The 13,536-nt window shown below is 68.6% G+C and carries 8 protein-coding genes; 6 read left to right on the plus strand and 2 right to left on the minus strand.

The window, feature by feature from the left end:
- The first annotated feature begins 2 nt into the window (after positions 1–2).
- Genes glgX through treY form a run of 4 tightly spaced genes read left to right on the plus strand, consistent with a single transcriptional unit; the run spans position 3 to position 8,699 of the window.
- The gene (gene glgX, locus RT697_RS12360; RefSeq protein ID WP_313699201.1) at positions 3–2,114 is read left to right on the plus strand and encodes a glycogen debranching protein GlgX; all 2,112 of its coding nucleotides are present in this window, start codon (positions 3–5) and stop codon (positions 2,112–2,114) included.
- Positions 2,111–3,898, plus strand: coding sequence for a malto-oligosyltrehalose trehalohydrolase (gene treZ / locus RT697_RS12365; protein WP_313699203.1), 1,788 nt, complete (start codon positions 2,111–2,113; stop codon positions 3,896–3,898). Before glgX ends, treZ begins: the two co-directional genes overlap by 4 nt.
- A complete protein-coding gene (malQ, locus tag RT697_RS12370; protein WP_313699205.1) occupies positions 3,895–6,075 on the plus strand; it encodes a 4-alpha-glucanotransferase in 2,181 nt (726 codons plus the stop codon). Before treZ ends, malQ begins: the two co-directional genes overlap by 4 nt.
- On the plus strand, positions 6,072–8,699 hold the full coding sequence (treY, locus tag RT697_RS12375; protein WP_313699206.1) for a malto-oligosyltrehalose synthase: 2,628 nt from the start codon (positions 6,072–6,074) through the stop codon (positions 8,697–8,699). The genes malQ and treY overlap by 4 nt, the downstream gene beginning before the upstream one ends.
- Before the next feature lie 133 nt (positions 8,700–8,832).
- Here treY and RT697_RS12380 read toward each other — a convergent pair whose 3' ends face one another.
- Entirely contained in the window at positions 8,833–9,009 is a 177-nt protein-coding gene (locus RT697_RS12380) for a hypothetical protein (RefSeq protein WP_313699207.1), read from the minus strand.
- A 164-nt stretch (positions 9,010–9,173) separates the two neighbouring features.
- Positions 9,174–10,112, minus strand: a complete 939-nt coding sequence (locus RT697_RS12385) for an EAL domain-containing protein (protein ID WP_313699208.1) — start codon at positions 10,110–10,112, stop codon at positions 9,174–9,176.
- A gap of 261 nt (positions 10,113–10,373) precedes the next feature.
- On the opposite strand from RT697_RS12385, the gene RT697_RS12390 reads away from it, so the two are divergent.
- Both RT697_RS12390 and RT697_RS12395 read left to right on the plus strand, forming a co-directional pair.
- Positions 10,374–12,509 carry an FUSC family protein gene (locus tag RT697_RS12390; protein WP_313699209.1) on the plus strand — a complete coding sequence of 712 codons (2,136 nt, stop codon included), beginning with the start codon at positions 10,374–10,376 and terminating at the stop codon, positions 12,507–12,509.
- Between the two features lie 128 nt (positions 12,510–12,637).
- Positions 12,638–13,474 carry a universal stress protein gene (locus tag RT697_RS12395; RefSeq protein ID WP_313699210.1) on the plus strand — a complete coding sequence of 279 codons (837 nt, stop codon included), beginning with the start codon at positions 12,638–12,640 and terminating at the stop codon, positions 13,472–13,474.
- The last annotated feature ends 62 nt before the right edge of the window (positions 13,475–13,536 follow it).

Here is a 13,536-nt window from a genome sequence, read left to right on the forward strand (position 1 = left end):
CCATGGATCCGTCCCAACTGACCCGTATCACCGGCGGCCAGCCGACACCGCTGGGCGCCACCAGCGACGGGCTCGGCGTGAACTTCGCCGTGTTCTCGGCGCACGCCACCCGCATCGAGCTGTGCATCTTCGACCCCAAGGGCCGCAAGGAATTACGGCGCTTCGACCTGCCCGAGTGCACGGACGAAATCTGGCATGGCTATCTGCCGGACGCGCAGCCCGGCATGCTGTATGGCTACCGGGCGCACGGTCCGTACGATCCGCAGAACGGGCACCGCTTCAATCCCCACAAGCTGCTGCTGGACCCGTATGCGCGCCAGTTGAGCGGGCCGCTGCACTGGAGTCCCGCGCTCTTTGGCTACCGCATGAACCACTCGCGGCTGGACCTGAGCCTGGACCGCCGCGACAGCGCGCCCGCCATGCCCAAGGCCATCGTGGCCGATGAAGTTCCGTTCAACTGGGGCAACAGCAAGGCGCCGTGCACCTCGTGGAACGACACCACGATCTACGAGGTCCACGTGCGCGGCGCCTCGATGCAACGCGAAGACCTGCGCCAGCCGCTGCGCGGCACCTGCGCCGCCCTGGCCGATCCGCATTTCATTGAACATCTGCACCGGCTCGGCGTGACGGCGGTGGAATTGCTGCCGGTGTACGCCTTCCTGCAGGATCACTTCCTGACCGAACGCGGCCTGCGCAATTACTGGGGCTACAGCACCCTGTCCTACTTCGCGCCCGAGCCCGGCTACCTGATGCAGCACCCCAACGAGCTGCGGCTCGCCATCCGGCGCCTGCACGCCGCGGGCATCGAGGTCATCCTGGACGTGGTCTACAACCACACCTGCGAAGGCAACGAGATGGGGCCGACGCTGTCCTGGCGCGGCCTGGACAACGCCAGCTATTACCGCCTGATGCCGGGCGAAGAGCGGTACTACATCAACGACACCGGCTGCGGCAACACGGTCAACATGTCGCATCCGCGCGTGCTGCAGATGGTGACGGATTCCCTGCGCTACTGGGCCACTTCGTATGGCATTGACGGTTTCCGCTTCGACCTGGGCGTGACGCTGGGGCGCGAAGGCAACGGCTACGATCCCGGCTCGGGGTTCTTTGACGTCATCCTGCAGGACCCGGTCCTGTCCAAGCTCAAGCTCATTTCCGAGCCGTGGGACATCGGCCCGGATGGCTACCAGCTGGGCAACCATCCGCCCGGGTTCGCGGAGTGGAACGATAAGTTCCGCGATACCACCCGCCGCTTCTGGCGCGGTGACGAGGGCGTGCGCGGCGACATGGCGGCCCGGCTTTGCGGGTCGCGCGACATCTTCGACCGCCGCCATCGCCGCCCCTGGTCGACCATCAACTACGTGGCCTCGCACGACGGCTTCACGCTGGCCGACATCGTCAGCTACGACGGTCGCCACAACGAAGCCAACGGCGAAGATGGCAACGACGGCCATTCCGAGAACTTCAGCCACAACTGGGGCGCCGAAGGTCCGACCGACGATCCGCAGATCCTGGAGACGCGTGGCCGCGTGCAACGCGCGCTGCTGGGGTCGGCCATGCTGTCCGACGGCACGCCGATGCTGCTGGCGGGCGACGAATTCGGCAACAGCCAGGACGGCAACAACAACGCCTACTGCCAGGACAACGCCATTTCGTGGCTGGACTGGACGCAGGCGCAAAGCGACGCCGGCCGCGCGCTCAGCCGCTACGTCGGCCGCCTGACCGCGTTGCGCCGCGCGCATCCCAGCGTGCGCAGCGCCCGCTACGGCGATGCCGGCCAGGAGATCCTGCCGGGCATCCCCGCGATTTCCTGGTTCGACGCTTCCGGTGCGCAGCTGGACGGTCCGGCGTGGGAAGCGGAGCAGGAACGCGTGATGGGCTTGCGCCGCGCCGCGCAGCGCCCCGAGGGCGGCGCCGATGTGACGCTGTTGCTGATGAACCCCACCCATGAAGAGGTCACCTTCACGCTGCCGGAGCCCACGATCGCCTGGTCGCTGGAGCTGGATTCCGACAAGCCCGCCGCTCCCGCGCCGTGGGACGAGCCGTCCGTGACAGTGGCCCCGCATAGCCTCGTCCTGCTGGCCCAGCGCGCGGACCCCGGAGACGCGTCATGACGCATTCGTACTCCTATGGCGCGATTCCGCTGGAAAGCGGCGTCACACGCTTTCGGCTGTGGGCGCCCAGCGCGCCGCCCGGACTCGCGCTCGAGGTCGAGGGCCACCCGCCCATTCCGATGCGCCCCGGCCCCGACGGCTACGCACAGGCCGACGTGGACTGCGCGCCCGGGACGCGCTACCACTATCGGCTGGACGAGAACACCGTCATGCCCGATCCCGCCTCGCGCCTGCAGGACGGCGACGTGCATGGCGACAGCATCGTCGTGCAGCCGGGCGCGTACCGCTGGCGCCACCCGGAATGGACCGGCCGCCCGTGGGAAGAAACGGTCATCTACGAGGTCCACGCGGGTCTGGCCGGCGGCTACTCGGGCCTGATTGCCCGGTTGCCGGAACTGGCGGACATGGGTATCACGATGCTGGAACTCATGCCCATCGCCGATTTTCCGGGTGAACGGAACTGGGGCTACGACGGCGTGCTGCCATATGCGCCCGACACCGCGTACGGCTCGCCGGACGACCTGAAGCAGCTGATTGACGCCGCGCATGGCCACGGCATGGGCGTGATGCTGGACGTGGTCTACAACCACTTCGGCCCCGACGGCAATTATCTGTCCGGCTACGCCGCGCCCTTTTTCCGTACCGACATCGACACGCCGTGGGGCGCCGCCATCGACTTCCGCCAGGAAGCCGTCAGCACGTATTTCAAGGAAAACGCGCTGTACTGGCTGACCGAATACCGCTTCGACGGACTGCGTCTGGACGCGGTCCACGCCATCACCGGCCACGAGTGGCTGCACGAAATGGCCCGCTTCGTGCGCGACGGGATCTCGGCCGAACGCAACGTGCATCTGGTTCTGGAAAACGACGACAACCGCGCCAGCCTGCTGCGCGGCGACTTCGAGGCGCAATGGAACGACGATGCGCACCACGTCCTGCATCATCTGCTGACCGGCGAATCGCGCGGCTATTACGCCGACTATGCCGAGGCGCCCGCAGAGGCGCTGGCGCGCTGCCTGGCCGAAGGCTGGGTGTATCAAGGACAGCCCTCGCCCTATCGCGGTGGCCAGCCGCGGGGCGAGCGCAGCGCGGACCTGCCGCCGACCGCCTTCGTGCTGTTCCTGCAGAACCATGACCAGACCGGCAACCGCGCGCGCGGCGAACGGTTGACTGCGCTGGTCGACAATACCCAGCGTCTGCGCGCGGCCGTGACGCTGCAATTGCTGGCGCCGCAGATTCCCTTGATCTTCATGGGCGAGGAACGCGGATCGCGCGCCCCGTTCCTGTACTTCACGAGCCACACCGATCCCGAACTGGCGCAGGCCGTGCGCGACGGCCGCCAACGCGAGTTCGCGGCGTTTCCGGAATTTGCAGGCGACTCGCCCACCGCGCAGTTGGCCGATCCGAACGACGAATCCACCTACCACGCCAGTTCGCCCTGGCAGGACGCCCCGGATTCGGCAGAGTGGATGCGCGACTATTCCGCGCTGCTGCAGTTGCGGGCACGCTCCATTGCGCCGCGTCTGGCGGGCGCCGTCAGCCTGGGCGCCGCGGCGGTCGGCGAACGCAGCGTGTTCGCACGCTGGGAACTGGCCGATGGCGCCCGGCTGACCGTCTACACGAACCTGGGCCCCAATCCCCAGACGGTGCCGGAATCCCTGATGCCCGGACCGGACGTGTTCACAACCTTGCTCTTCGAATCGCCCGCCGGCGGACGCGACCGCCTCGCGCAAGGCGAGCTGTGCCCGGATTGCACCGTCTGGCTGCTGGAGGAACCGGCATGAAGCGCGCCAAGGCCGAGCCGGACGGCTTATCCGCATTGGCCCTTGACGCCGGCATCGCGGAACACTGGACCGACGCGCGCCAGCGCCCGCAACAGGTGTCGCCCGACACGTTGCGCGCGCTGCTGGCCGCCATGGACCTGCCGGCCGGCACGGCGGGGGATATCGAGGACAGCCGCCGCCGGCTGGCGGAACAGGCTGCGGACGCGCTGCCCCCCATGCTGGTGACGCGCTGCAACGCGCGCACCGTTTTGCCCCAGTCCGCGCGCGGGCCGTATCGGATTCTGTGCGAGTCGGGCCGCATCCTCGATGGCCACATCCAGGCCGGCGCCGACCGCGTGCCCTTCATGGTCGCGCCTGACGAGCCCGGCTATCACCGCTTGCTGTTGACGTCTGCGGAGGCCACCCTGGCCGTCGCGCCGCAGAAGGCCCCCAGTCTGGCCGATCTGACCGGCGCGGCCAGCCCCCGCTGTTGGGGCCTGGCCGCGCAGGTCTACAGCCTGCGCCAGGATGCGCGCGCTACCGTGCCGCGCACACACGGTTTCGGCGATTTCGGCGCGCTGCGCGAACTGGCGGTCGCCGCTGCGGAACAAGGCGCGGACATGCTGGCCATCAGCCCCGTCCACGCGATGTACACCGCACAGCCCGAGCGCTCCAGCCCCTACTCGCCCTCCAACCGGCTCTTTCTGAACGTGTTGTATGCGGCGCCCGCATCTGTGCTTGGCCAGGAAGCCATGGTGCGCGCGTTGTCCGGTGTCGAGCTCGCCGAACTCAGCGCGCTGGACGGGCTGGATCTCATCGACTGGCCGGCCGCCGCGGCGATCCGGTTGCGGGTGCTGCGCGCCCTGCATGCGGAATTTTCCCGCAGCGGCGCCGTCAGCCAGCGGGCGCGCTATGGGCAGTTCTGCGAAGATCGCGGCCAGGCGCTGCGCGATCATGCGATCTTCGAGGCGCTGCATGCCGCCCAGCGCGCGCCGGACGGCACGATCCCGCCGTGGCAGAAATGGCCGGCCGCCCTGCGCGATCCGGCATCCTCCCAGGTCAGACGCTTTGCGCAGGACCATCCGCTTGAGGTGGACTTTCATCAGTTCGCGCAGTGGCTCGCAGCCGAAAACCTGGCCGCTGCGCACACGGCCGGTCGCGAGGCCGGCATGCGCCTCGGCCTGCTTGCCGACCTGGCAGTGGGCGCCAGTCCGGACGGCAGCCACGCGTGGAGCCGGCAGGCCGACCTGATGCGCGGCATGTCGGTGGGCGCGCCGCCCGACATCTACAACCCGCTCGGACAAGGCTGGGGCCTCACCGCGTTTTCCCCGCGCGCGCTGCACAACAACGGCTACGCCGCGTTCATCGAGATGCTGCGCGCGGTGCTGGCGCACACCGGCGGCGTGCGCATCGATCACATCCTGGGCATGGCGCGACTGTGGTTGGTGCCGGAAGGCGGCTCGCCCGCCGACGGCGCCTATCTGCGCTATCCGCTGGACGAGATACTGGCGTTGATCGCGCTGGAGGCGTGGCGCCACCGGGCCTGCGCCATCGGCGAAAACCTGGGCACGGTGCCCGAAGGGTTTGACGACCGGTTGAAGGACAACGGCGTGCTTGGCATGAACGTGCTGTGGTTCATGCGCCAGGCGCCGGACGCGCAGCCCGGCACGGATAGGACGGATGCGGATGCCGCAAGTCCAGATGCCGTGATCACGGAGGCGCCTGGCCCTGACGCGCCGGCCGGCTTCACGCCGCCCGCCGATTGGCCCGAGAACGCCGCCGCAATGACCACCACCCACGATCTGCCGACCCTGCGCGGTTGGTGGGAAGAGCGCGACATCGACTGGCGCGTCAAACTGAACCTGTTGGGCCACGACGACGACGAGGCAAGCCTGCGCGCCGCCCGCGCGCAGGACCGCGAAGCGCTTTCCCGCGCCCTGGACCTCGATGCGGACCCGCCGCCCGTTGATGCCCCCGCCCCCGCGCTATTGCGCTTCGTGTCGTCCAGTCCCTGCCCGCTGCTGCTGGTGCCGATGGAAGACATCGCCGGCGTGCTGGATCAGCCGAACCTGCCCGGCACCATCGATACCCATCCCAACTGGCGCCAGCGCTTGCCCTTGAGCATCCGCGCGACCTTTGCAGACCCCGCCGCGCAAGCCCGCCTGGATGCCGCGCGCGCCGGAAGGAGACAATCTTGAGCACGCCGCAAGCCACCGCCCGCCTGCAGCTGCATGCAGGCTTCACGCTCGACGACGCGTGCGCACAGGTGGATTACTACGCAGACCTGGGTGTCAGCCATCTGTATCTGTCGCCGATCACGCGCGCGCGGGAGGGCTCCACCCACGGCTACGACGTCATCGACCACGCCATCGTCAGTCCGGAACTGGGCGGCGAGCCCGCCCTGCTTCGCCTGGCCAGCGCCGCGCGGGCTCGCGGCCTGGGCCTGATCGCGGACATCGTACCCAACCACATGGCCGCCAATCCCGCGAACGCGTGGTGGCGCGATGTGCTGGCCAACGGACCGGCCAGCGCGTTTTCAGGCTACTTCGACATCGAATGGAACCCGCCCGCGCCAGCGCTGCGCAACAAGGTGCTGCTGCCCGTGCTGGGCGACCCGTACGGCGCGGCACTGGAACACGGCGCTATCACGCCGCAATGGGATGCCGATGCGGCCGCTCCGGAGCTGGACGTTCACGGCCAGCGCTATCCGCTGACGCCGTCGTCCGTGCCGCGCGGCGCCGAGCGCCAGGCCTGGCTGCGCGAACACGACGCCGCACAACCGGGCGGACGGCAGCGCCTCCATGAATTGCTGGAACGCCAGCACTACCGGCTTGCATGGTGGCGCACGGCGCCGGACCAGATCAACTGGCGGCGCTTCTTTGAGATCAGCGAACTGGTGGGCGTGCGCGTCGAGGACGAGGCCGTGTTCGATGCCGTGCACGCACTGGTTCTGCGGCTGTACGCGCAAGGCGTGCTCGACGGCCTGCGCATTGACCATATCGACGGCCTGGCGTCGCCGGGCGGCTATCTGCGCCGGCTGTCGGCGCGGCTTGAACAAGCCAACGCGAGCCGCCCCGCAGCGGTGCGCCAGGACCAGCCCTACCTCGTGATCGAAAAGATCCTGGCGCACGACGAGGCGCTGGATCCGCGGTGGCTGACGGACGGCACCACCGGCTACGACTTCATGGATCAGGTGAGCGCGGTGCTGCACGACCCGCGGGCCGAGGCGCCGCTGCGGGCGTTCTGGCATACGCTGACGGGCGACGACCGCGACGCCGCCGAGCAGTTGCGCGCGGCGCGCGTGCGCATGCTCGCCCGCCATTTCCCGGCGGAACGGCAGGCGCTGGTGCGCTGCCTGGAACAGATCGCCGCCCGCGACCTGCGCACGCGCGACTGGACCGCCACGGCGATTGACCGCGCGTTGAGCGCCCTGCTGGCTGCCTTCCCCGTCTACCGCACGTATGCGGAGGACGAGGGCCGCAATCCGGCCGACGCGCAGCACCGGGACGTCGCAATCCAGGGCGCGGCGACGGCGCTGGCGGCCCGCGAAGGCTCCGCCGACGCGACGCTCCTGGCGCAGATCGCGCAGTGGTTGAATGGCGAAGCGGACCATCCCACCGCCCTGCGCCGCTTCCAGCAGTTGACGCCGCCGCTGGCCGCCAAGGCGCTGGAAGACACCCTCTTCTACCGATACGGCCCGCTGCTGTCGCGCAACGAGGTCGGCGCCTCGCCGGCGTGCTTCAGCCTGTCCGCCGAGGATTTCTTCGCCACCTGCGCCACCCGCGCGCAGACCCATCCCCGCGCCATGCTGGCCACCGCCACGCACGACCACAAGCGCGGCGAGGACACGCGGATGCGGCTTGCCGTCCTGACCGAAATGCCCGAACGCTGGCAGGAAGCCGCGCGCGGCTGGATCGACGCATTGCCCGACGGCATCACCCGCGCAGACCGCTACATGCTCATCCAGACGCTGATCGGCGCCTGGCCCTCCGAATGGCGCGCGGCCCCCTCCGATTGGACGCCCGACGCCCTGCAGCAGTGGCTGGACCGGATCGGGCAATGGCAGGAAAAGGCCCTGCGCGAGGCCAAGCTGCACACGAGCTGGACCGATCAGGATCCCACGTACGAAGCCGCCGCGAAGGATTGCCTGGCATGGCTGGGCGGGGATCCCGAAGGCCGCCGCGTGCTGGCCAGCATTGCCGCCTTCGCGCTGGAGATCGCCCCCGCCGGCATGATCAACAGCTTCACGCAGACGCTGCTGCGCAATACGTTGCCCGGCGTCCCGGATCTGTATCAGGGAACCGATCTGTGGGATTTCAGTTTGGTCGATCCCGACAATCGCCGGCCGGTCGACTACGCCCTGCGCGCCAAGCTACTGGCCGACGGATCGCGCGATGTGGCGGTGGACCTGTCGGAATCCGCCTGGCGCACCGGCGCGGTCAAACAGGCGCTGATCCACCGGCTGTTGATGGCCCGCCAGCGCGCCCCGGAGCCCTTCGCGCGCGGCGGCTTTCATTCCGTCTCGGCCGTGGGTGCCCGGGCGGAACATGTACTGGCTTATATTCGGCAACACGACGGCCAGACCGCCCTCATCGTCGGGGCGCGGACGTGCGCGCTGCAGTTGGCCGGGTACGCGCGTGGCGATGCGACCGGGGCGCGTGCGTTCTGGGCTGACACGGCGCTGCGCCTCCCCGCCGGCTTTCCCGGCCTGTCACTGCATGACGCACTGACAGGACGCCGCGTGCGCGCGGGCGCAGACGGGCTGTTGCCGATGACGGAGCTGCTGCGCGACGGTCCCTCCGTGCTCTGCCTGTCTGCATAGGAGACGGCCTCCAGCCACGCCATTCAAACGCAATTCGGCCCCGGACACGTCACGGAGAGGGGACGCGGCCGGGGCCGTCAGGCACTACGCATTCAACCGCGCGCTGGTCACGCGGCTGGCGTAGCCAACGCCATCAGCGCTGAGTCTTGTTTTGCTGATCGGAAGTCTGACCTTGCTGATTGCGGTCTTTATCCATCTGCTGGCCCGATTGACCGGGCTGTTGCCCCGGCTGGTTGCGATCCCGGGGATTTTCCTGGGATTGTTGCTTTTGCGGTTGCTTCTGCTGGTCTGGTTGGTTCTGGTTGGCCATTGCACGTCTCCTGAATAGAAGCGGAGATATTCCGCACTTACTCTTGAGCAACCGCCGTGCCTAACCCGGCGCACACGGGAGAAACGAGGAAGGCTATTTCTGGGGACGGAGGCGCCGGGCGGAAATTCCCGCGTCGATCGGTAAAAACTACCCTTGCAGGGTGTCTACAGCATGGCCGTGCGTACGGCCGGACGGCCCGGTTCGGCATCCTGGCCGGGACCGTCGAAGGCGTCCAACCATGACGACGCATAGGTGGCGGGCGCCGCCAGCGGCTCGCCGCCGTCGCGCTGCGTGCGCAGGCGCAGAATCAATTCGTCCAGCGGCATGGGCCGGCCCAACGAAAACCCCTGCCCATAACGGCACCCCGCCGCACGCAGGGCGGGAATGTCCGCCACGTTTTCCACGCCTTCCGCGACCACGCGCCAGCCCAGCCGGGTGGCCAGCTCCGCGGCGGTGCGCAGGACCTCGAACGCTACCGCGCTGCGCCGCATGCGCGTGACGAAATACTGATCGATCTTCACTTCGGACAGGGGGAGCGCGGACAGCAGCTTCAACGACGCGTGGCCGGTGCCGAAGTCGTCCAGGCTGACTTCGCAGCCCGCCTCTTCCAGACGCAACAGCGACGCGCGCAGCACGTCCAGATCGTGAATGGGCTGGTCTTCAGTCAATTCCACGCGCACCAGCGACGGGGGCAATTCCGCAGCCCGCACACGGTCCAGCAGGAAATCGACGCAACGCAGTTCGGAAAGCGTGGTGGCCGGCGCATTGATCGCCAGCGGCACGGCCACGCCAACGCGGCGCAGCGTCTGCAGCGCGTCGATGACCCGCACGCACACGCGCTCGAACAGCATGCAGTCCAACCCCAGCCGGTTCACCGCGGGAATGAAATCGGCGGGCATGACGATGCCCAGCTGTGGGTGCTGCCAGCGCACCAGCGCTTCGGCAGAAACGATGCGACCTGTCAGCAGGTCGACTTGCGGCTGCAAGAGCACACGTAGCCCATCGCGGCCGGTGATCATGGCGGTGATTTCCGCATCGCTGACCACGGGATGTTGGCAAGACTCGGTATTGATCATCGGCTTGCTCCAGTTGTGTTCCGACATGTTGCCTACGCTGTCCGGGCGCAGATCGGAACACGATATTGACGCATTCTGCGCCCTCCTCGCCATAAAGTCACACACATGTAACCAACGGTGTTAAGGTGCGCAAATTCATGTTTGGCGCGGCTTTGCGGGCGGCTGGCGCGACGCCTGCCGGGCACCGGCAAATCTCGTCCTGCATTCGTCCGCCACTGTCTTGTCGACATGGTACGGTTGCGGTCTTTCGGCCCCGACCCGCCCTTTTTTCCGCTGCATTTCATCCGCGTGATTAGTCTGCTTACCCGTTGGCGCGCCTCCCTGCGCAATGTGCTGTGGCTCGATGCCCTGCAAGCCGCCGCCATCAGCGCGGCCCCCGTCATCCTCGCCGTGCTGGTGAACGAGCCGCGCCTGGGCTGGACCGCCATCGCCGCGTTCTGGGCCTGCTTCGGCGACCCCGGAGGTCCGCTGCGCAAGCGCGCCGGGTCGATGCTGGCGCTGGGCCTGATCGGCGCCTTGTACTGCCTGCTGGCCAGCGCCAGCGCATCCCATGTCTGGCTGCTGTTGCCGCTGACCTTTGTGTGCTGCACCTTCGGCGGACTGCTGCGCGTTTTGGGTCCCGCCGCCGCCATCGTGGGCACGCTGCTGTCGGCGGGCTTCGTCGTGGCCGCCGAACTGCCGGCTCCGACGATCACCGAAAGCCTCTGGTACACGCTGTTCTTTCTGGCGGGCGCGGTGTGGGCGATCCTGATGACGGCGCTCGTGTGGCGCCGCCGGCCCTGGAAGGACGCGACCCACGCGGTCGCCCACTGCTACCGGGGTCTGGCGGACTTTTCCGATGCACTGGCCCGCATGTATTCCGGCCTGGCGCCCGCCGCGGGGCCGCAGGCCTGGAGCGCCGTCGTCCGGCCGCAGCGCAGCGCCCAGCGCGCCGCGCTGGAGGCCGCCCGCGTCCGCATCCGCGAGGTGCTCGACGCCCGCCCTTCGCGCCGCGCCCGCGCGCATCAATTGCTGTACCTGCTGGACAGCGCCGAGGACAGCTTCATTGCGCTGGTCGCCGCCGCCGACCTGTTGGAATCCAACGCCCCGCGCTGGCTGGGCCGCAGCGCCGGGGCGCACTTGTCGCACGCGTTGCACCGCTACGCCAGTGTCTGCAACGCCATCGCCAGCACCTCCGACGTCAGCGACCCCAAGCAGGCTGAGTGCCTGCGTGAGCGCCTGGCGCACTACAACGCCGGACTGCGCGATCTGCGCGGCGGGGCAATGGCCTATGCACCGGATCTGGCCAGCGTGGTGCCGGTGCTGGACCGCCTGCTGCACAACGCCCAGGCGGTCACGCAGTCGTTGTTCGACCTGGGCGCGACCCCCGCCGCGCCGGCGCATCGCGCCAGCGACGGCACGGGCGCCCGGCAGGCCTGGCGCACCTTGCGCCAGAACCTCCGGTTTGAATCCGATGCCTTCCGCCACGCGCTGCGCGTCGGCGTGGGCGCCACGATCGCCGTGGCGCTGTCCAAGACCTTCGCCGTCAACCACGGCTACTGGATGTCGCTGACGCTGATCTTCATCCTGCAGCCCTACTTTGCGACCACCTGGCAGCGCACGGTCGAGCGGGTGATCGGCAGCGTGGCCGGCGCCATCAGCGCCTCGTTGCTGGGACTGTTGCTCACCACCCCGCTGTCCGTGGCGCTGGCGGTCCTGCCCATCGCGCTGGGCACGTTCGCCGCACGCACCGTCCACTACGCGCTGTACACCTTCTTCCTGACGTCGCAGTTCGTGCTTGTCAGCCACATCCAGCAGCCCGAGATCTACGAGCCGACGCTGGCCGCGCTGCGCGCGTTCAACAGCGTGCTGGGCGGCATCCTGGCGCTGCTGGTCGGCTTTCTGGTCTGGCCCGAGAAAGAGCCGCGGCAACTGGCCGGTGCCCTCGCCCGCGCGTTGCAGCGGCATGCCGATTACGCGCAGGCCCTGGCAGAGGAAAAGAGCGGCGACGCCGCCGCCCGCGACATCGTCGGCCTGCGCCGGCTTGCGTGCCTGTCGGCCGACAACGCCGAGGCGTCGCTTCAGCGCCTTCAACAGAATCCGGTGCATCGCGAGCGCAACGTGGACACCGCCGTGAACCTGCTCAACGCCATGCGCCGCATCACGGCGGCAGGCACCGTGCTGGAAATTCAGCCGGCGCTCCCGCCGGATTCCCCGGCGGCGGCCGCGCTGCGCGATTACGGCGCGGTGCTGGCGCACGTGCTGCATCCTGAAGGCTCCGAACCCAGCCCCGGCCCCGTCCCCGAGGCGCGCGGCATGAAGGTTCCCGCAGTCATCGCCGCCGCCGAACCGGCGCTGGCCGCGCCGCTCGACCGCATCGCGCAGCAGGCGCGCCAGATCCGCCAACTGCGCGACCGCGTGCAGCGGGATCCGGCGCCGCAATAGCGGCTTGCAATAGCGGCTTGCATTGAGCCGGCGGGGCGAAACTCCAACCGGCTTGACGCGCATCAATGGAGTGCTCTGGTTAAACGGCAACCATACGGACATGGCTCGTTCAACCAAGGAGGCCCACCATGTACCGCCGCATTTCCGTCCACCTGGACCACGGATTTGACTGCAAGCGCCGCACCGCGCTGGCGCTTGAACTGGCCAAGCGCCACAAGGCCGAACTGGTGGGGGTCTACGCCAGCTCCGCCCCGCCGCAGTACTACTACGGCGAATCCGTCATGATGTCGCGCACGCTCAACATCATGAAGAACCTGCAGGCCCAGAACCGCGGCGAGGTGCAAAACGCCTTTCTGGAAGCGGCCGCCACCGCAGACGTACCGGCCGTCGTCCGCGCCGGTGAATCCTCGCCCAGCGCCACCGTCGCCCTGCACGGCCGCGCAGGCGACCTCATCGTCGTCAGCCAGCAGAACCGCGACGACGTCGAGGCCGCCCACGAAAACGAATTCGTCGAACAAACCCTGCTGACCGCGGGTCGCCCCGTCATGGTGGTGCCGTCCAGCGGCGAATTCCCGGTCGTCGGCGACCGCGTCCTGCTCTGCTGGGACGGCAGCCGCGAAGCCGCCCGCGCACTGGCCGATGCCACGCCGCTGCTGCAAGGCGCCTCGCATGTGGTCGTGCTGACCATGGACGAAGGTGCGGCCACCCGCAACGTCGAATCCATCCCCTTCGAAGACCTGGTCACGTACTTCGTGGCGCACGGCATTCCCGCGCCGGATCACGTGCGCCGCGACATCAAGGGCGTCGGCGTCGGCAGCACCATCCTGAATGCCGCCGCCGATTACAGTGCCGACCTGATCGTCATGGGCGCGTATGGCCACAGCAAGTTCAGGGAATGGGCGATGGGCGGCGCCACCGCCTCCATCCTGAAGAGCATGACGGTGCCGATCATGTTCTCGCACTGATGGCATAGCCTGCACCCTAGCCGCAAAAACGCCGACGCCGCGTCCACTCAGGACGCGGCTTC

Source organism: Achromobacter sp., assembly GCF_032113835.1.
Lineage (GTDB): Bacteria > Pseudomonadota > Gammaproteobacteria > Burkholderiales > Burkholderiaceae_B > Achromobacter.